The 18,827-nt window shown below is 34.7% G+C and carries 20 protein-coding genes; 19 read left to right on the top strand and 1 reads right to left on the bottom strand.

The annotated features are described in order from the left end of the window. Positions 1-51 precede the first annotated feature (51 nt). Positions 52-690: a YigZ family protein gene (locus tag TX86_RS17345; RefSeq protein WP_042350852.1), complete on the bottom strand. Its 639-nt coding sequence runs from the start codon at positions 688-690 to the stop codon at positions 52-54. A 520-nt stretch (positions 691-1,210) separates the two neighbouring features. Between TX86_RS17345 and TX86_RS17340 the strand changes: the two genes are divergently transcribed. From TX86_RS17340 to fliT, 19 genes are all read left to right on the top strand, one after another. Beyond that, positions 1,211-2,353: a sensor histidine kinase gene (locus TX86_RS17340; protein WP_042350851.1), complete on the top strand. Its 1,143-nt coding sequence runs from the start codon at positions 1,211-1,213 to the stop codon at positions 2,351-2,353. Positions 2,354-2,429: 76 nt separating this feature from the next. Next, the gene (locus tag TX86_RS17335) at positions 2,430-3,113 is read left to right on the top strand and encodes a response regulator (RefSeq protein ID WP_042350849.1); all 684 of its coding nucleotides are present in this window, start codon (positions 2,430-2,432) and stop codon (positions 3,111-3,113) included. A 408-nt stretch (positions 3,114-3,521) separates the two neighbouring features. Continuing rightward, complete coding sequence (locus TX86_RS17330; protein ID WP_042350848.1) at positions 3,522-4,364, top strand: DegV family protein; 843 nt, start codon at positions 3,522-3,524, stop codon at positions 4,362-4,364. Between the two features lie 227 nt (positions 4,365-4,591). Further along, complete coding sequence (locus tag TX86_RS17325; protein WP_500676234.1) at positions 4,592-6,025, top strand: ATP-dependent helicase ComFA; 1,434 nt, start codon at positions 4,592-4,594, stop codon at positions 6,023-6,025. Beyond that, entirely contained in the window at positions 6,018-6,737 is a 720-nt protein-coding gene (locus tag TX86_RS17320) for a ComF family protein (protein WP_052343718.1), read from the top strand. Before TX86_RS17325 ends, TX86_RS17320 begins: the two co-directional genes overlap by 8 nt. A 93-nt stretch (positions 6,738-6,830) precedes the next feature. Next, positions 6,831-7,268 carry a TIGR03826 family flagellar region protein gene (locus TX86_RS17315; RefSeq protein WP_042350845.1) on the top strand — a complete coding sequence of 146 codons (438 nt, stop codon included), beginning with the start codon at positions 6,831-6,833 and terminating at the stop codon, positions 7,266-7,268. A gap of 145 nt (positions 7,269-7,413) precedes the next feature. Beyond that, entirely contained in the window at positions 7,414-7,830 is a 417-nt protein-coding gene (locus TX86_RS17310) for a TIGR03826 family flagellar region protein (RefSeq protein WP_042350844.1), read from the top strand. A 384-nt stretch (positions 7,831-8,214) separates the two neighbouring features. After that, complete coding sequence (gene flgM / locus TX86_RS17305) at positions 8,215-8,481, top strand: flagellar biosynthesis anti-sigma factor FlgM (protein WP_042350843.1); 267 nt, start codon at positions 8,215-8,217, stop codon at positions 8,479-8,481. Between the two features lie 46 nt (positions 8,482-8,527). Next, positions 8,528-9,016 carry a flagellar protein FlgN gene (locus tag TX86_RS17300; protein ID WP_042350841.1) on the top strand — a complete coding sequence of 163 codons (489 nt, stop codon included), beginning with the start codon at positions 8,528-8,530 and terminating at the stop codon, positions 9,014-9,016. 29 nt (positions 9,017-9,045) lie between these two features. Beyond that, positions 9,046-10,653, top strand: coding sequence for a flagellar hook-associated protein FlgK (flgK, locus tag TX86_RS17295; RefSeq protein WP_042350840.1), 1,608 nt, complete (start codon positions 9,046-9,048; stop codon positions 10,651-10,653). 14 nt (positions 10,654-10,667) lie between these two features. Then, a complete protein-coding gene (gene flgL / locus TX86_RS25860) occupies positions 10,668-11,774 on the top strand; it encodes a flagellar hook-associated protein FlgL (RefSeq protein ID WP_052343717.1) in 1,107 nt (368 codons plus the stop codon). Between the two features lie 138 nt (positions 11,775-11,912). Further along, positions 11,913-12,485 carry a DUF6470 family protein gene (locus tag TX86_RS17280; protein ID WP_336469865.1) on the top strand — a complete coding sequence of 191 codons (573 nt, stop codon included), beginning with the start codon at positions 11,913-11,915 and terminating at the stop codon, positions 12,483-12,485. Between the two features lie 16 nt (positions 12,486-12,501). Continuing rightward, positions 12,502-12,939: a flagellar assembly protein FliW gene (gene fliW, locus TX86_RS17275; protein WP_042350837.1), complete on the top strand. Its 438-nt coding sequence runs from the start codon at positions 12,502-12,504 to the stop codon at positions 12,937-12,939. Positions 12,940-12,943: 4 nt separating this feature from the next. Continuing rightward, positions 12,944-13,165: a carbon storage regulator CsrA gene (csrA, locus tag TX86_RS17270; RefSeq protein ID WP_042350836.1), complete on the top strand. Its 222-nt coding sequence runs from the start codon at positions 12,944-12,946 to the stop codon at positions 13,163-13,165. A 156-nt stretch (positions 13,166-13,321) separates the two neighbouring features. Continuing rightward, complete coding sequence (locus TX86_RS27535; RefSeq protein WP_042350834.1) at positions 13,322-15,037, top strand: flagellin N-terminal helical domain-containing protein; 1,716 nt, start codon at positions 13,322-13,324, stop codon at positions 15,035-15,037. 201 nt (positions 15,038-15,238) lie between these two features. Next, entirely contained in the window at positions 15,239-15,595 is a 357-nt protein-coding gene (flaG, locus tag TX86_RS17260; protein WP_042350833.1) for a flagellar protein FlaG, read from the top strand. Positions 15,596-15,610: 15 nt separating this feature from the next. After that, positions 15,611-17,692, top strand: coding sequence for a flagellar filament capping protein FliD (fliD, locus tag TX86_RS17255; RefSeq protein ID WP_042350832.1), 2,082 nt, complete (start codon positions 15,611-15,613; stop codon positions 17,690-17,692). A 37-nt stretch (positions 17,693-17,729) separates the two neighbouring features. Continuing rightward, the gene (fliS, locus tag TX86_RS17250) at positions 17,730-18,128 is read left to right on the top strand and encodes a flagellar export chaperone FliS (protein WP_042350830.1); all 399 of its coding nucleotides are present in this window, start codon (positions 17,730-17,732) and stop codon (positions 18,126-18,128) included. Next, positions 18,128-18,475 (top strand): flagellar protein FliT, encoded by a 348-nt coding sequence (gene fliT, locus TX86_RS17245; RefSeq protein WP_042350829.1) that lies wholly within the window; start codon positions 18,128-18,130, stop codon positions 18,473-18,475. The genes fliS and fliT overlap by 1 nt, the downstream gene beginning before the upstream one ends. The last annotated feature ends 352 nt before the right edge of the window (positions 18,476-18,827 follow it).

Below are 18,827 nucleotides of genomic sequence, written 5' to 3'. Positions count from 1 at the left end.
TATGTTTTCTCCTTATGGATTGTGTAAAAATATAGACGTATAAACAGATAATTAAGTTTCAATAAGTTGCTCTTGGTATAATTGCTCTCCTTCGCGGATTTCACATTGACCATTTGTTAATTCAATCATCCAAGAAGTGAATAGATCTTTTTGAGGTTCTTCGACAAATGTAGAGATTTCTACTTTATCAAGGTAATTGATTTCTTTCAAACCATAATGGGAAGAGCGTAGTTCATTTTCCAATTTGCCTAACCATGTATAATCAACGGTTGTATGCATGACACGCATTAGCTTTCTCTTTACAATGCCTGTTGCGTTTAACCCTTCAGAAGTAGATTTACCATAGGCGCGAATCAAACCACCACCGCCAAGCTTAATACCTCCAAAGTATCTAGTTACAACGACAACTGTGTCTTTTAACCCTTTTTTCTTTAAGACTTCTAGCATAGGAACACCTGCTGTACCACTTGGCTCACCATCGTCATTCGCTTTTTGAATTTGATCATGCTCACCTATCATATAAGCGGAACAGTTATGAGTTGCATCCCAATGTTTTTTCTTTATTTTCTGGATAAAGGCTTGAGCCTCTTCCTCAGTAGTGACACGGTCAACATAGGCAATAAAGCGTGATTTTTTAATATCGATTTCATGTTCACCGTACCCTTTAACTGTAAGATATTCTTGAAGCATTCCTTACCTCCTGACCTAAGCAATTGTTCGTATGTAAATATAATGATTAAAAAAATACTATAACTCTTTTATTATAATCTTCATATTATTTGTGTTCAATTATTCATTTACATATTATAAAAAGAAAACCAGTTCTTTTTTATGCTGAAATAGTAAAAAGTTGTAATCAAAATTTAATACTATTGTACCAATAGCGTGTTATAATAAAAACTATGTCCATGGTGTTAATCCTTTAGAATGAGAAATTAGTTCAATATATTATCATTTTTTGTTTGATTCTGCTAATAATTAGGTTATTAGACGTATATGCAGAGTCAAGATTTATTTATAAGATAAAAGTGATGAGATATTGTACATATCTCCAAGGATAAAAAGACCATGTATTTTGATACATTCCTTCAAGTCAAAGTGTTAAATGCGGAATAAAGGTAACACTTGATGACTTATAACAGAATGATCTGCAACACACATCGTTTAAGATTTACTGAAAATATAGTTTGGTTAGTATGGAGGATTCCCAGTGACCATTAAAAATAATATAAATATTGCAGATTTAGATCAAATTGTAGACAAAATGATTCAAACTGTAGGGAATAGTAAAGATGAAATTTTTAAAATAGGCGAACAGAGTCGAAAAGAATTTCATTCTATTGCAAAAGAACTTGAAACCATTAAGAAACTTGTTCTACAAACAATCGAAAAAGGTGATGCACTCGAAATAAAAGACCGCCTTGCTCGTAACAGATTAGCCGAAGTAAAAAGCGATTTTACTAACTTTTCTGAAGACTATGTAGAACAAGTATATGATATAGCGAGTAAGATTCAGCTAGATTTACATTCAACAAGACAAAAAGAAAAGGAACTTCGTACTCGTCGCGATGATTTAGCGCGTCGTTTAATTGGTTTGAAAGAAACAATTGAGCGTGCTGAGTATCTAGTTTCTCAAGTAAGTGTTGTTTTTAATTTTTTAACAAGTGATTTAGTTAAAGTCGGAGATATGCTTCATGACGCCAAACGGCATCAAGAATTTGGTTTCAAAATTATTGAAGCTCAAGAAGAAGAGCGAAAGCGTCTATCAAGAGAAATTCATGATGGTCCGGCTCAAATGATGGCCAATGTGATGATGCGTTCTGATTTAATCGAACGAATTTTTCGTGAACGAGGCGTTGAGGAAGCGCTTGCTGAAATTAGAGATTTACGAAAAATGGTCCATAGTGCTTTATATGAAGTGAGAAGAATTATTTATGATTTAAGGCCTATGGCATTAGATGACTTAGGCTTAGTGCCTACACTTCGAAAATATTTACGTACAATTGAAGATTATAATAAATCAACAAAAATCGATCTTGTTACTATTAGACAAGAACTACGACTACCAACTAAACTAGAAGTAGCATTATTTCGTTTAATCCAGGAATCAGTGCAAAATGCTCTGAAGCACGCAACTGCATCGCTGGTCCAAGTTAAAATAGAGATTAAGCAAAAAAATGTGATTGCAATCATTAAAGATAATGGTAAGGGTTTTGACCCAAAGGCTAAGAAAGATGGTTCTTTCGGTCTTCTAGGGATGAAGGAGAGAGTAGAGCTTTTAAATGGTGATATCACTATTGATTCTAATGTGGGAAGTGGAACTCTCATTATGATTAATCTTCCAATTGTTTAAAATAAGAGTAGTATAAGAGTTAGCTCACACTAGGGTACAAATTTTAAGATGAACAAGGATTAGGGAGGGGAAGCAGTTGACTACAAGCATCATTATAATTGACGATCATCAACTATTTCGTGAAGGGGTAAAGAGGATTTTGGAGTTTGAATCAACGTTTCAAGTTGTTGCTGAAGGCGACGACGGCAACGAAGCACTTGGTTTAGTAGAAACTCACAGACCAGATGTAGTTATTATGGATATTAATATGCCACAATTAAATGGCGTAGAAGCTACAAAACAATTAGTACGTCAATTTCCTAATACGAAAGTAATCATATTATCCATTCATGACGATGAAAATTATGTAACGCACGCACTGAAAACAGGAGCAAGCGGCTATCTGTTAAAAGAGATGGACTCTGATGCACTAATTCAGGCGGTTAAAGTAGTCGCAGATGGTGGTTCATACCTTCATCCACGTGTAACTCATAATTTAGTTAAAGAATATAGAAGATTGGCTTCAGATTCATTTGGTGAAAGTGCTGCTACAACCGTAACCGAAATCAGAAGACCACTACACTTACTAACAAGAAGAGAATGTGAAGTATTGCAATTGTTAGCTGATGGACAAAGCAACCGTACAATCGGAGAAACGCTTTTCATTTCAGAGAAAACGGTTAAAAACCACGTAAGTAATATTTTACAAAAAATGAATGTAAACGACCGAACTCAAGCTGTTGTTCTAGCTATTAAAAACGGCTGGGTTGAAGTGAAGTAATAAATAAGTTTGAAAAAGGGATGCGATTATATGATTGCATCCCTTTTTTTAATGATAAGAAAGCATATAATTTTGTGTGGTGTCTAGCTCCAGCTCCCAGCGACTAGTAGATTTCGCCCATCTCCCTACGATAAGTCAACATCGAATCGGCTACCGCCTCTTCGTGTTTCCTTTATCTCAGTCGAAGTGCTCCAATCTATACGTCGCAAAACGGGCGCTTGCGCTTTTCTTAAGTTTATTTAGCAATTAGAAAATGAGTAAAAAAGTATAAATAGGCCGATAATGAAAACAATTAATAAACTAAAATTACTGTAAAATAACATTTTAATGCAAAGTTGTACATTATCATATAAAATGGTTAATATAATTGGAAAGAAGAAATATCTTAAATAAGGTAGGTACTATTTTATGAAAACGGCAGTTGTTACGGATAGTACAGCGTATATCCCGAAAACGTTGCGCGACAAGCTTAACATACATATGATTCCGTTAAGTGTAGTCTTTGGAACAGAATCTTATAGAGAAGAAATTGACATAACAGCAAGTGAGTTCTTTGAGGAAATTAAAAAAGAAGGTAAACTACCTACTACATCTCAACCTTCAGTAGGTATGTTCTTACAAACATATGAAGATTTAGCAAAAGAATATGATGCAGTAATCAGCATTCACTTATCAAGTGGTATCAGTGGAACCTTCCAAGGAGCAGTATCTGCTGGTGAAATGGTGGAAGGAATCGATGTTAATTGCTTCGATTCTGAAATCAGCTGTAGAATTCAAGGCTTCTACGTATTAGAAGCAGCAAGAATGGCACAAAACGGCGAAACACCTGAACGTATCATGGAGCGACTAGCAGAAATGAAGCAGTCAGTGACAGCTTACTTTATGGTAGATGATTTATCAAACCTTCAACGTGGTGGACGTTTAAGCAGTGCTCAAGCTCTAATCGGAAGCTTACTACAAGTAAAACCAGTTCTTCACTTTCAAGATAAGGTAATCGTACCTTTTGAAAAAATTAGAACACGCAAAAAGGCATTAAAAAGAATCATTGACTTGTTTGAAGAAGAGGCAAAAACAGGAGTTCCAATGGAAGCTGTTGTCATTCATGCATGTCGTGAAGAAGAAGCATTAGAATTAAAAGCAGAATTAGCAGCAAAATATCCAAACGTTAATTTTGAGCTTAGCTACTTTGGACCTGTTATCGGCACACACTTAGGTGAAGGTGCTATGGGTATTGGTTGGTATAAGAAATAATAATACGAGAGGCTGTTCCATATATGGAGCAGCTCTTTTTTGTTATGGCAAATAAATGATGAGTTAAAGCTAATAAAAGGTTGGATAAGGCGAATAAACGGAGAGATACGGCAAACAAATGAAGAGTTCGGGCAATAAATACTGAATATCCGTAGAAAATACTCATACGTGGAGGGATTTTGTGATGAATTGTCGAATGTACACTCAAACTCAAAAAGGAGGCGTTAATTATTTTCACTCAGTTATCATCCCCTAGTATTGATTGTAAACCATTTGATGCAAATTTCACTCCTTCACTACCGCTCCAACAGTTACTCTACGGAAAAGCATTGCTTCTAGATGAAATAGATCCTCAACACAATCTCACGGAACATGATCAGCAAGGATATATAGGTTATATAAACGCCATAGAACAAGATGCGAATGGACATAAATGCAATAGATGTGGAGCTAATGAATCGCATTGTTTTTATAAACATCATTGTGCCAAATGCCAAAAAGAATGTGTCTATTGTCGAAATTGCATTATGATGGGTAAATCGCGGAGTTGTACGAAATTAGTACTTTGGGCAGGAACACCACTTTTATTTTCGCCACACCCCGAACCTCTTCAGTGGCAAGGAGAATTATCAGATGGACAAGAAGCAGCCTCTAATGCTGTCGTAGAAGCAATTCTGCAGAATAAGGAGTTTTTGACTTGGGCAGTATGTGGAGCTGGGAAAACGGAAGTTCTTTTCAAAGGAATCGCTGTTGCTCTTTCTAAAGGTAATCGAGTTTGTATTGCGACACCTCGAACGGATGTAGTTTTGGAGCTTGCACCAAGACTAAAACAAGCTTTTCCACATACAACCACCGCCGCATTATATGGAGGAAGTGAAGAGAAAAGTGTTTGTGCACAATTAGTCATTAGTACCACTCATCAATTATTAAGATACTACAAAGCCTTCGATACAATCATAATTGATGAAGTAGATGCATTTCCTTATTCGGTAGATCGTGCTTTACAATTTGCTGTTGAAAAATCTAGGAGGGAACAATCTTCTCTCATATACTTAACAGCCACACCTTCTAATGTAATGAAAAAAGCAATGAAGGCAAATGATCTACCTTTCGTAACTATTCCGGCTCGCTTTCATCGTCATTCGATACCAGTCCCACATTTAAAATGGTGTGGTAATTGGCAAAAATCCTTTTCGAAAGGCAATATTCCCTCATCACTACTCAGCTGGTACCTTCAGAAACTACAAAGTAAGACACCTTTCCTCATTTTCTTTCCAAATATTGATTTGATGAATCAAAATCTAACTCTCTTTCAAAAACATTACGAAAAAATAGAAGCGGTGTATGCAGAAGATGTCAATCGAAAAGAAAAAGTAAGTAAGCTACGTGAAGGAGCAAGCTTAGGACTTTTAACAACTACAATTTTGGAAAGAGGCATAACCATTCCAAAATTAGATGTGGCCGTGATTGGAGCGGAAGAAGCTATTTTTACAGAAAGTGCCCTAGTTCAGATAGCAGGGAGAGTTGGAAGAAGCGCGATGTATCCAAGCGGAGATGTTGTCTTTTTTCATTATGGGAAGGCCCGAGAAATGCTTAAGGCAGTGAAACAAATTCAAAGTATGAACAAAGAAGCTAGAGAGCGGGGATTAATTGATGATTAGTTTATTTGCAAAACAAATTTGTTGGTTATGTCAAAGTGGTACTCCACTGACGTATTCCTGGAATTCGCTATCTCTACAACAAAACAAAGCGAACTTATGTCATCAATGTAGTAAGCAGCTCTTATTGCTGACTGGTCCACGTTGTTCAAAATGTTCAAGAATGCTAGATGAGCTAGACAAAGATTATATTCATGGAACAGTTTGTCACGATTGCTTCCGTTGGGAACAACAAGAGAGATGGAAAAACATCCTTCATGAAAATATCTCCTTCTATAAATATAATAGCTTCTTAAAAAATTTGATGGCTCGTTACAAGTACCGTGGTGATTATGCTATTGCAGAACTTTTTGCTACAGATATAAAAACAACTCTTTCTAAATATCCTATTGATTACATTGTTCCTATTCCTTTAAGCGAGGAACGTTTAGTAGAGCGAGGCTTTAATCAAAGTGAAGCATTTATTAAAATGGCTAAGCTCACACCTACTAATTTACTAGTTCGTATTCATTCGGAAAAACAATCTAAAAAGTCGAGAAAGGAAAGAATGGATTTAGACAATCTCTTTCAGTTGAAGGAGGGAGTAGATGTGAAAGATAAAAATATATTCTTAATAGACGATATATATACTACAGGCTCAACTTTACGATATGCGTCGGAAATACTGCGAAATGCTGGTGCGTATTCTGTGTCTTCTGTCACGATTGCTAGATAATAATATAGAAAGAAAACCAACAATACCATTCATTGCATAATGTATAAGACATATGGTTGAATTATTTTTAAAAAAGATTAGGAGGGAATTGCTGTGGGAGAAATTGCGAACTGCCCTAATTGCTCCACTATATTTGAAAAAACAAAATTTCGTGATGTATGTGATCAGTGCTATAAAGAAGAAGAAAAAATGTTTGATAAAGTTTATCGTTATATTAAGAAGAAGGAAAATCGTACAGCTACTGTTGAACAAGTACTTGAAGATACAGGTATAGAGGAAGAGCTATTAATAAAATTTATTAAAACAGGGCGCTTAAGACCATTACTTTATCCTAATCTTCGCTATAAGTGTGAAAAGTGTGGAGAATTAATACGAGAAGGTCAACTTTGCCCAACATGTAAAGAAAAAATGGTTAAAGAATTAAAAACATTTGAAGCAGAAGAAAAACGAAAAAATGACATAATAGAAAGAAGTAGTCGTAATACGTACCATGTAAATGATTACAAAAAAAGGTTTACGGACAACGACTAAATAATACCCTCTTCAGGCTTATTTCGCTATGTTTGTTAACTTATTGTGATATTTAGAAACTTCGAGAGTTTTTTGTTATATAATATAAAAAGGTAAAAATTAACTATTTTGTTGATTAATCTAGTTATGAAGGGGGATTCTACTAATGGGGGATGTATCGAATTGTCCTAAGTGTAGGGCTATTTTTCTTAGAACGAAATTTCGTGATGTGTGTGATAAATGCTTCAAGGAAGAAGAGAAAATCTTCGAGGAAGTGTATCAATATATTAGAAAAAAAGAAAATCGTAAGGCTATGATTAATCAAGTTGTTGAAGACACTGGCGTAGATGAAGACTTACTTATTAAATTTATTAAAATGGGTAAATTGAAATTATCGCAATTTCCGAACCTTGGATATAAATGTGAAAGCTGTGGTTCTTTTATTCAAGAAGGCTCACTTTGCGCTACTTGTACAAACAATATGCGAAAACAATTAAAGACATACAATCAAGAGGAAAAGCGTAAAGCCGAGCTAATTGAAAAAGAAAAGAAAGTTACGTTTTATACAAAGAATGAAGAGTAAACCGTGTGAGGATGTCATGCGGTTTTTTTGTAATTAGCCTCGCACTTGTCGTTTGGCTTCTTTTTACTTTGAAGGAAAAGAAGTAGCAAATGCAACAATTAAAAAGGACCGGTGCTGGTTTTTCTTATTGTCTAGCTCCATCGCCCAGCGACGTATAGATTTCGCCCATCTCCCTACGATAAGTCAACATCGAATCGGCTATCGCCTTTTCGTGATTCCTTTATCTCAGTCGAAGTGCTCCAATCTATACGTCGCAAAACGGGGCACTTCCGCTTTTCTATGTTGTCAATAAAAAATGTTACAATTAATTAAAACTTATTAGAGAATAACCGATATTGTATGTAAGATGATGTGTTACGGTTTCGAAAGTGAGGGAAGTGAATTATGAAAATCAATAATGTAGGCCCATCTGGTATGAATCCTTATAAGAATAATCTTAATAAATTCGATGCAACAAAGAAGTCTCTTTTCAGTGGAAAAGACAAGATTGAAATATCTACTACAGCAAAGGATTTACAGCAATCATCACAGATTGTGGCACAGCGCCAAGAAAAAGTTCAACAGTTGAAGCTTTCCGTCGAAAACGGAACATATAAATTAGATCCAAGAGGAACGGCAAGAAGTTTAGTTGACTTTTATTCGAAGAAGTAGCGTCAACAACGCTACTTTAATCGATGCGAAAAAAGGGAGGAACAACATGACTGCCGCTGCAATTATGAAACAAATTGATCAATTAATAAAGCTTCACAAAAGCCTTTTAAAATTGGCAGAACAAAAAACAGAAGCTATAACCCATAATAATATACAGGCTTTAGAGAAGCTTTTAAACGAAGAACAAATGCATGTTAAAGCAATCAATCAAGTTGAAAATCAACGTCAGAAAGAGGTAGTTGAATTTGGAAGGAAACATTCTTCAGCTACCTCTTTGACTATGTCAGACATTATTGCATCTATAGAAGGATCTGAAAAAGAACAGTTAATTCTTCAAAGAGAAGAATTAGTCCAGCTTTCAACAGAACTTAAAAACAAAAATAATTTAAATCAGCAATTAATCTTCAATTCGCTGCAATATATTAACTTAACATTAGACATGCTTAGACCACAGGATATGGTTTATAACTATGATAAACCAGCGCAGGCTAGTCAGCAGACTTTGAAAAAGGGTATGTTTGATTCTCAAGCATAAAAATATTCGAATGAAATGGAGGAAAGGTTATGGCTTCAACCTTTTTTGGATTAGAAACGGCAAAGCGTGGAATGTTCACTCAACAAGGTGCATTATACGTGACTGGGCATAATATTTCGAATGCGAATACACCTGGATATACGAGACAAAGAGTAGATTTTGTAACAACAACACCATTTTCAAGTCCTGGTATGAACCGTCCTGGTTATCCTGGTCAATTAGGAACTGGCGTAGAAGCGGGTGCTATTACACGCGTAAGAGATAGTTTCTTAGATGTTCAACTTCGTACACAGAATACGAATCTAGGTTTCTATGGTGGTATGACGGAATCATTAGTGAAAATGGAAGAGATTATGAATGAACCATCATCAAGTGGTTTGCATAGCGTTATGAATAAATTTTGGAATTCACTGCAGACATTAGCAAATAATACAGAGAATAGCGGTGCTCGAGACGTTGTTACCTCTACCGGTCAGATGGTCGCGGATACATTCAATTATTATTATAATTCTCTAACTCGTGTGCAAAATGATTTGGGAAGTCAAATTGATGTAACCGCTAAAGCAATTAACGATACGTTAAATAGTATTAATCAATTAAATAAGCAAATTTCTGAAGTTGAACCGCATGGTATGTTACCAAATGATTTGTATGACCAAAGAGATATGTTAGTAGATAAATTATCTGGGTTAATTAATATCAAGGTTACTAAGGTAAAACCAGATCATTATGGAAATGCGAAAGAAATTGCTGATGGACTATATAATATTGAACTTGTGCAAAAGGATGGAAAGCCTTATGATCCACCGATTAATTTACTCGAGGTAAATCGAGATGGAACAAGTGACTTTAAGCAATTACATGTCTATAAAGATGGCAATAAAGTTGAAGGTGTATATATAGACTCTATTACTAATTTTCCTCCTAATGCAGAATTGCCAACAGATTTACCAGCAGATTCACTTACTGGTGATCAAATGAATTTTTCAGGGGAACTATCTGCCCTAATTCAGAGTTTTGGTTATGAAACTGAGGATGGTACTGTTAAAGGGCATTACCCTGAAATGATTGATAATATTAATAAAATGGCACAGGCATTTGCGGCCGAATTTAATTTAGTTCACAAACAAGGTTACGAGCTAAATGGAGGGAAAAGTAATTTGGATTTCTTCCTAGGTGATCCTGATACTGGTGAAATTACAGCAGCAAATATCAAAGTAAACAGTGTAATTAAAAATGATCCTTCTAAAATTGCCGCAGGATTAGGTGATGGGAACGCAGGCAATAATAAGAATGCTCAAGCTCTAGCGGATTTAAAAACGAAAGCGTTTAGTGAATATCTATCTAAAGATCAAATTGATCCAGGTTTAACTGGGAATATAGATTCATTCTATCAGGGGATTATTGGGAAGTTAGGTGTCGTTTCACAAAGTGCTGCACAAGATTATAGTAATTCTAGTATTATTGCTGCTTCAGTAGAAGAACGACGTCAATCGGTAAGTGCGGTTTCGTTAGATGAAGAAATGATAAATATGATTAAGTTTCAACATGCTTATAATGCATGTGCTAGAAATATTACAGTAGTCGATGAAATGCTGGATAAAATTATTAATGGTATGGGTATTGTGGGTAGATAAGGAGCTGAAAATAAATGCGTGTTACACAATCAATGATTAGTAATAATACATTAAGAAATATCAGTAGTAGTTATAATAAGTTAAGCTATCTTAATAACCAGTTAATTACACAAAAAAAGTTCTCAAAGCCATCTGATAATCCGGTAGCTGCTATGCGTGCCATGGGATATCGAACAGATTTAAATCGAATTCAACAATATCAACAAAATGTTGGTGAAGTAAAGAATTGGGTTGATACAACAGGAGATTCTTTAGATCAAAGTGTTAAGGCGTTACAAAAGATTCGAGAACTTACTGTACAAGTTAGTAATGGTACGCTTGAAGAAAGTCAAAGGTCATACATTGCAACAGAAATTGAGCAACTAAAGCAACAAATTATGAACATCAGCGATAGTCAGATTGGTGGCAAATATATCTTTGGTGGTACACAAACTGATAAAAAACCTTCGGATAATTACTATGCTACTACAGGTACTATTGAAATTGAAGTGTTTGAAGGAATCAGATTACCTGCAAATACTTCTGGGGCAAATCTATTCCCGGGTGTTGTAGGAGCATCATCGAGTACTAGTGTCTCACCGTCAACAGAAGGTGCTAATATAGTGACTGGAACTTACAATGGTACGGAAGATAAAAAGATTTCTTTAAAATATGAAAATAGTAAGTGGCAAATATCTGAAGATGGAACTAATTGGACAGACATGACTGGGCCAAAAACAATAGATGGTGTAACGATTAATGTTCCTACTACAACCGAAAATAGCTCGTATGAAATCAATCTTAATCCTGAACGAAAAGGTGTAATTTCAGAATTAATTGATACGATTAATGGAAATGGAAGTAAAGAAGAAATTAATAGTTTTTTAGAGAAAATTGACACGCAAATTGATAATTTCTTAAAAGAACAAGCAAACATTGGAGCAAGACAAAATCGTGTCGATTTAATGGAAGATCGTTTAGGTAATCAAGAAGTATTTGCAACTCGAATTTTGTCTGATAATGAAGATGCTGATATGGAAAGAGTTATTATTGATTTAACAACACAAGAAGCGATTCACCGTGCTGCTATGTCTTCAGGGGCACGAATTATTCAGCCAACACTTATGGACTTTTTAAGATAGAAAGCTATTCCGACGGGATAGCTTTTCTTTGTAATTTATATAGTAGTAAGAATTAGTACACGAGAGATTATATAGATGCCAATTATTCGAGGATATATGTTGTACTTTTTATAAAGAGCCTAAGTAGAAGGAGTGAAAATGATGAAATTGCCACAGATCAGAATGCAATCTCAGCAGGCTTTGATTTCTCTACAAACCAGAAATGCTATTATGGAGCAACAGCAACCTGCTGCACAATTAGACATTCAGCAACCACCAGCTGAGATGACAATAGATAGAACGCCTTCAAAGTTAACGATTGACCAATCGGCTGCAAGGGAAGCAATCGATTTAAAATCAATTGCTAAGAGAATTGAAGAGTTCGCTGAGAATGGACGGCAAGATTGGTTACAAGGTATAGCAAGAAGAACGCAAGAGGGCGAAGAATTATTGAAAATCGAAAATGGTGGAAATCCAATTGCTAATCAAGCAAAGCAAGTTAGCGAAAGATCAGAAAAACAATTTAATATAGGGTTTGTTCCTCCTCTTTTTAGTGTAAAGTTACATTATGAGCCTACTAAACTTGATATTAATTGGAATGTAAATAAAGTGATTAATAATACAAAGATAAATAAGCCTACTTTAGATTACACTCCAGGCGAAGTTGAAGTAGGGTTAAGACAAAAAGAGTCATTGCAGATTGATTATGTGAATGTGAACTTTCAAGCATAGGGAGAGACCTTGAGAAATGAAAATTAATACGAAATACCATGGAGATATAGTAGTGAATCAGCAAGATATATGGCAGTTTCCAGCAGGCGTACCAGGCTTTTTAGATGAAAAGCAATTTGTTCTGTATCCTTTGGCAAATGATAATGTCTTTTCTGTTTTACAATCTGTCTTACATAAAGACATTGCATTTATTGTAACGAATCCATTTTTATTTTTTAAAGACTATGATTTTATTCTGGAAGATCAGATTGTTTCTTTCTTAGAGATAGGTAACAAGCAAGATGTGTTAACTTTAGTGATTCTTACATTAGGAGAATCTCTTGAGTCAACAACAGCTAATTTACAAGCTCCAGTGATTCTTAATATGAAAAACCATACAGCGAAACAAGTTATACTACATAATTCACCTTATCAAACAAAACATGCCTTAGTTGTACATGTTGGACAGGGGTGATGGAATGTTAGTGCTAACTAGAAAAATAGGTGAAACGATTATTATAGGCGAACATATTGAAATTAAAGTAATAGAAGCGAAAGGTGATCAAATTAAATTAGGTATTTCAGCGCCAAAAGACGTTGAGATTCATCGGAAAGAAGTGTATGAATCTATTCAGAACGAGAATAGACAAGCTGTAAACAATACATTTTCGCTGGAACAATTGCTAGGTGAAAAGAAATAAGACAAAATATATAAAGTTTATTAAAAATAAACTAAAATAATTGAAAAATGAGACGATATATTACTTGTAAAGAAAGTGGTGTACGGCCGACACCCTTTCATAAATAAAAACAGTTCACAAGGATGTGAACTTACCTAATTCAAGGAGGAAAATACAATGAGAATTAATCACAATATCTCAGCTCTTAACACATATCGTCAAATGGGTGCGAATCAATCTGCAGCATCAAAAAACATGGAGAAATTATCTTCTGGTCTTCGTATTAACCGTGCAGGAGATGACGCAGCTGGTCTTGCAATCTCTGAAAAAATGCGTGGTCAAATCCGTGGTTTGGATATGGCATCTAAAAACTCACAAGATGGTATCTCAATGATCCAAACTGCTGAGGGTGCATTAAATGAAACACATTCAATCCTACAACGTATGCGTGAACTAGCGAACCAAGCTGCCAACGATACTAACGTAGGCGTTGACCGTGGAGAAATCCAAAAAGAAATTAACCAATTAACTTCTGAAATCAACCGTGTAGGTAACACTACTGAGTTTAATACTCAAAGTTTATTAAAGGGAAATGGTGGAGTTAAATTAGAAGGCATTGGAGCTGGCGCTGCAAGTTTAGGAGCACTTACAAATGGTGCGGAAAGAACTACGACAGAAGCTGCAGTTACATTAACAGTTGGTACAGCTGCAAGTGCAGCTGATACAGTTGCTGTGACAATTAATGGACAAACTTTAACGGCAACATTTAGAGCTAATGGTACAGCTAATCAAGCATCACATGAAGGATACAACATAGCATCAGGTGGTAATAATACAACTGCAGATATCAATATCGATGCCAGTCAAACTACAGGTGAGACAGCTGATGCATTGAGAGATACATTCCAAAAAATGATTGATTCTAATGATGAATTAAAAGGTAATTATGTAGTTTCTGGAACTGGTAACGATCTTACAATTACTGCTGTTAAAGGTGGTAAATACGAAGGAAGTGCTGGAACGGTTTCTGCATTTACGGCAGCAGCAGTTAGTGTTGGTGGCGGTAGCGTGGGTGCAGCGGCTACTGGTACGACGACTGCTGCAACCCAAGCTAATAGAACAATAACTATGCCAACTGTAGCTAATGCAGATGATGCAGCTGCATTAATTGGTAAAGGTATGACGATTAATGGAAAATCGATAGAGTTTTATGATGCTAATAAAGGTGTGTATACTGGCTCTGCTCAAGGTATTAACATAGGTGGACTTACAACGACTACAGCAATAGTAGATGCGATTGTTTCACAAGCTAAAATTGATGGAGTGACTTTATCGAATGATGCAGGTAATCTAAAAGTTTCAGCTTCGCAAGGTGGAGTTGCTGGAAATAAAATTGTTGTAGCGGATGGTGGCGTACAAAAAGATTTCCAAGCTACTTTCCAAGTAGGTGCTAACAAAGGTCAATCAATGACTATTCAAATTGGTGATATGCGTTCAGCTGCTTTAGGTCTTACTGGTAAAGCTGGAGACGAAGGTTTCACTACAACTGATGTTGTAAATGATGGAACTAATAATACTGCTAAAGAAGCAGCATTAGATGTTTCTAATCATGAAAAAGCTTCTAGCGCTATTAAAGTAATTAATGATGCTATTGAACAAGTATCCGCTCAACGTTCTAACCTAGGTGCATTCCAAAACCGTTTAGAGCACACTATCAATAACTTAGGTACATCTTCTGAAAACCTAACAGCTGCTGAATCTCGTATTCGTGACGTTGATATGGCTAAAGAAATGATGGAACAAACTAAGAACAACATCTTACAACAAGCTGCACAAGCTATGCTTGCTCAAGCTAACCAACAACCACAAGGTGTTCTTCAATTGTTACGTTAATTTTCAGTTTTATAAAAAAGGCTCTAGCTTTGCTAGAGTCTTTTTTCCATTTAATAATATAAAAAGATAAAAAGTGTATAAGTTGATTATTGAATCTTTAATTACAATATTTACTGGAATTCAATAATTTTTATAAAAAAGATTCGTATAAGACCGATACTAAATAAAAGAGTTGAAGTTATTTTGAAGGGAGCGGGTTCAATGATTGATAAAACTTCTTTGTCTGCTGGTACATTTCAATCTAATATGAATAGAAATTTAGATTCTAAAGTAGAAAGGGGAAGTATATCAGAAAACATTGAGCAGCCAGAAAGTTTACTTCCTAATAATCAAATAAAAGAAAATCTTAGTAAAGTTGTAGATAGTATGAATCAATTCTTGCAGCCATCTAATACGCATCTGAAATTCGAATTTCATGATGAGTTGCAAGAATATTATGTTGCGATAGTGGATAACAAGACTGATGAAGTTATTAAAGAAATCCCTCCTAAGAAGCTACTCGATATGTATGCTGCTATGACGGAGTTTTTAGGGGTATTAGTGGATAAGAAAATTTAAGGAGGCAGATTTTTAATGAGAATTGGTGGTTTAGCCAGTGGAATGGATATCGACTCCATTGTGAAAAAAATGATGCAAGCTGAAAGCGTACCTTTAGATAAAATTAAGCAGAAGAAACAAATTTTAGAGTGGCAACGTGATGATTATCGTTCAATGAATTCAATATTATTTAATTTCAGAACTAACGATTTGATGAATATGAGGTTAACAACAGCTTATCGAGTAAGAAATGTTTCTTCTTCGGATGAAGCGAAAGTAACAGCTACTGCAACTGCTGCGGCCAATCCTTCTTCTTACAATATATCTAGTGTCAGTAAACTAGCAAAGTCAGAAATGAGAAAGAATCAGAGTTCAATTGGTAAACTAGATGAAAATAAGAGTATCTATTTACAGGATAAGAATAATGCAGCATGGCACGACGGAGCGATCAACAATGCTTCCAAAACAATTGAAACAGAAGGAAAACAATTTGATTTGGAATTGAAAAACGTTACTATTTCAAGCTCTAAAGATGAGCGCGCTATGTGGAATGTGAAAGTGAATGGTAAAACGTATGAAGTTGTTACTCAAGAATCTAATTTGACGAATGATAATCAAGTCTATATAGATATGGATGGTAAGCTTAATTTTAATAATAATATTGCCAAAGGAAGTACTATTTCCATTGAATATACAGCAGATGCTCGTACAGAGAAAGTGAAACTAGGTGAAAATCCAGGTACGTGGCAGCTTGGACAAAAACCAGTTAATTTTGATGCAACTAACCCCATCACCTTTAAAATAATGAAGAATGGTGTAGAAGATACAACGGAAAAATATGAAGTTGATACCGATGGGAAAACAATCAAAAATAAAGCTGGTACAGCAGTTGGAACAATCGAGTTAGAAACTGGTAAAATCACCTTTAATTCAGACGGCTTGAAAAGTGATAGCAGTACGAAATATGAATTAGAAATTGAATACAAACATAAATATTCTAATTTTGGAATTGACACGATTACTTCTACTGGAGAAAGAAAAGCTAATTTTCTTGTTAGTGGTAGTGATTCACTGAATTCTATTATCTCTAAAGTAAACAATTCGAGTGTGGGCGTGTCAATGTTCTATGATTCATTTAAAGGTGATGTAACGTTGACTAGAACAGAAACAGGTGTGTTTAAGAATGATGGTACTAGTGTAGATGATTCTACAGTACCTCCTCCAACATATGTATCGCAAATCAGTACAAGTGGAGATTTTATGAAAGAGTTCTTGAAGTTTGATAATGCTGATCCTGTTCTAGAAAAGGCACAAAATGCTACATTTACAATTAATGGGTTGGAAACGCTGCGAAGCTCTAATACATTTACGATTAATGGTGTATCGTTCACTCTTAAACAAGAATTTACTACGGGACCCGCTGTAACAATTGGTATAACAAATGATAGTAAAAAAGTATATGAAAATATAAAGGGCTTCGTGGATAAATACAATGAAATGATTGATAAAATTCAGTCCAAGTTAGATGAAGAGCGATATAGAAAATATCAACCTTTAACTGATGATGAAAAAGAGCAACTAAGTGACAAACAACAAGAAAAATGGGAAAGTTTAGCGAAAAGTGGTTTGTTACGAAGAGATCCAACTTTAAGTAACGTATTATCTCAAATGAGACTTAATTTGTATGGAACTGTAAATAATAGTGAAATTTCACCTGAATATAATCAATTAACTAAATTGGGTATTACAACCACTAAGGATTGGTTATCAGGTGGTAAGCTTGAAATTAATGAAGAACAGTTAAAAAAAGCAATTGAAAATGATCCAGAATCAGTTGAGCAACTATTTCGTGGTGAAGGTGGAGTTATTCAAAAGCTATCTGATACTATTACAAACGGAATGGATACTTTAAGAGACAAAGCAGGAAGTGCGAACTCCGTAAATGATACATTTTCAATTGGTAAAGAAATAAATGATCTTGAAAAACGTCAAGTGAGCTTTGAAAAGAAATTACAAAGTTTAGAAACTCGATATTGGGCACAGTTTACAGCAATGGAACAAGCCATGCAAAAAGCTAACTCACAGTCATCATATCTAGCGCAATTCTTTGGTAATTGACAAGAATACTTAACTAAAAAAGGGGTGTCTTGATTTCATGGTTATGAATAATCCATACAAAACTTATGAACAGAACACTGTAAATACAGCTTCACCTGGAGAATTAACCGTTATGTTGTATAATGGTTGCTTGAAATTTATTTCAAAAGCGAAACAGGCTATTGAAGAAATGAAGTATGAAGATCGTAATTTAAACATACAAAAAGCACAAAATATTATCCGTGAGCTAATGGTTACATTAAATATGGATATCGATGTGAGTAAAAATATGATAATATTATATGAATATATATTTGACAGATTAACAGAGGCGAATATTCATAATGATATGAGAGCATTAGATGAAGCAACTGTCTTAGTAACAGATTTTCGTGATACGTGGAAGCAAGTAATTCAAATGAATCGAAAGCAGCAACATCAAGGTGGAATTGTCTAATGAGAGATTCTATTAAAAGCTGCTTTGAAATTACAGAACAGTTAAGGCAAATAACACAGTTGCCAAAAGATCAATTGCAAGATGAACAATATCATGAAATAACAAAATGTTTAGCTGATAGAGAAGAACTTTTACAAGATATAGTTCCTCCTTTTACAGATGAAGAAAAACAAGTAGGGAAACAAATTGTTCAATTAAATCAAGTGATTGATAAAAGGTTAGTAGAAATGAAGAAGGACATAGCTATTAAAATAAAAAACTTAAAGAAAAAAGAGCAGTCTAGCCAAAGTTATTTAGGCTATTCTCAGGCGGCTCCTAGTAGTTATTTTTTAGATAAGAAGAATTAAGGTGAATCCGATGTGGATTCACCTTTTTGTTATGGGGGTGAGGTTGATAAATCTGAAATGGGTATTTCTCTATCTTAATATGTGAAATAGAAATACTACATCAACTAGGTAAGTTTAGTCTTTAAAATTTATTCTTGTTCAGTCTTAATGCGTTATTGATTAGAATAATAAAAAAATGATTACATATACTGTTTGTACCATTTGTAAGGTAAAATGCTTTCCAAATAGTGAAAACATTGTGAGGTTTTTTGTTCAGAAATTCGACAAATTTTTTTAATGTTTCAAGAAGGGTTTAGAAGGGGTATTATAGAATTTATAGAGTATAGATTTACTCATTAATAGTTTTATTGAA

The sequence above is a fragment of the Bacillus massiliigorillae genome (assembly GCF_000380245.2).
Taxonomy (GTDB): Bacteria; Bacillota; Bacilli; order Bacillales; family DSM-1321; genus Bacillus_AD; species Bacillus_AD massiliigorillae.
This window is presented reverse-complemented; position numbering and strand designations above follow the sequence as displayed.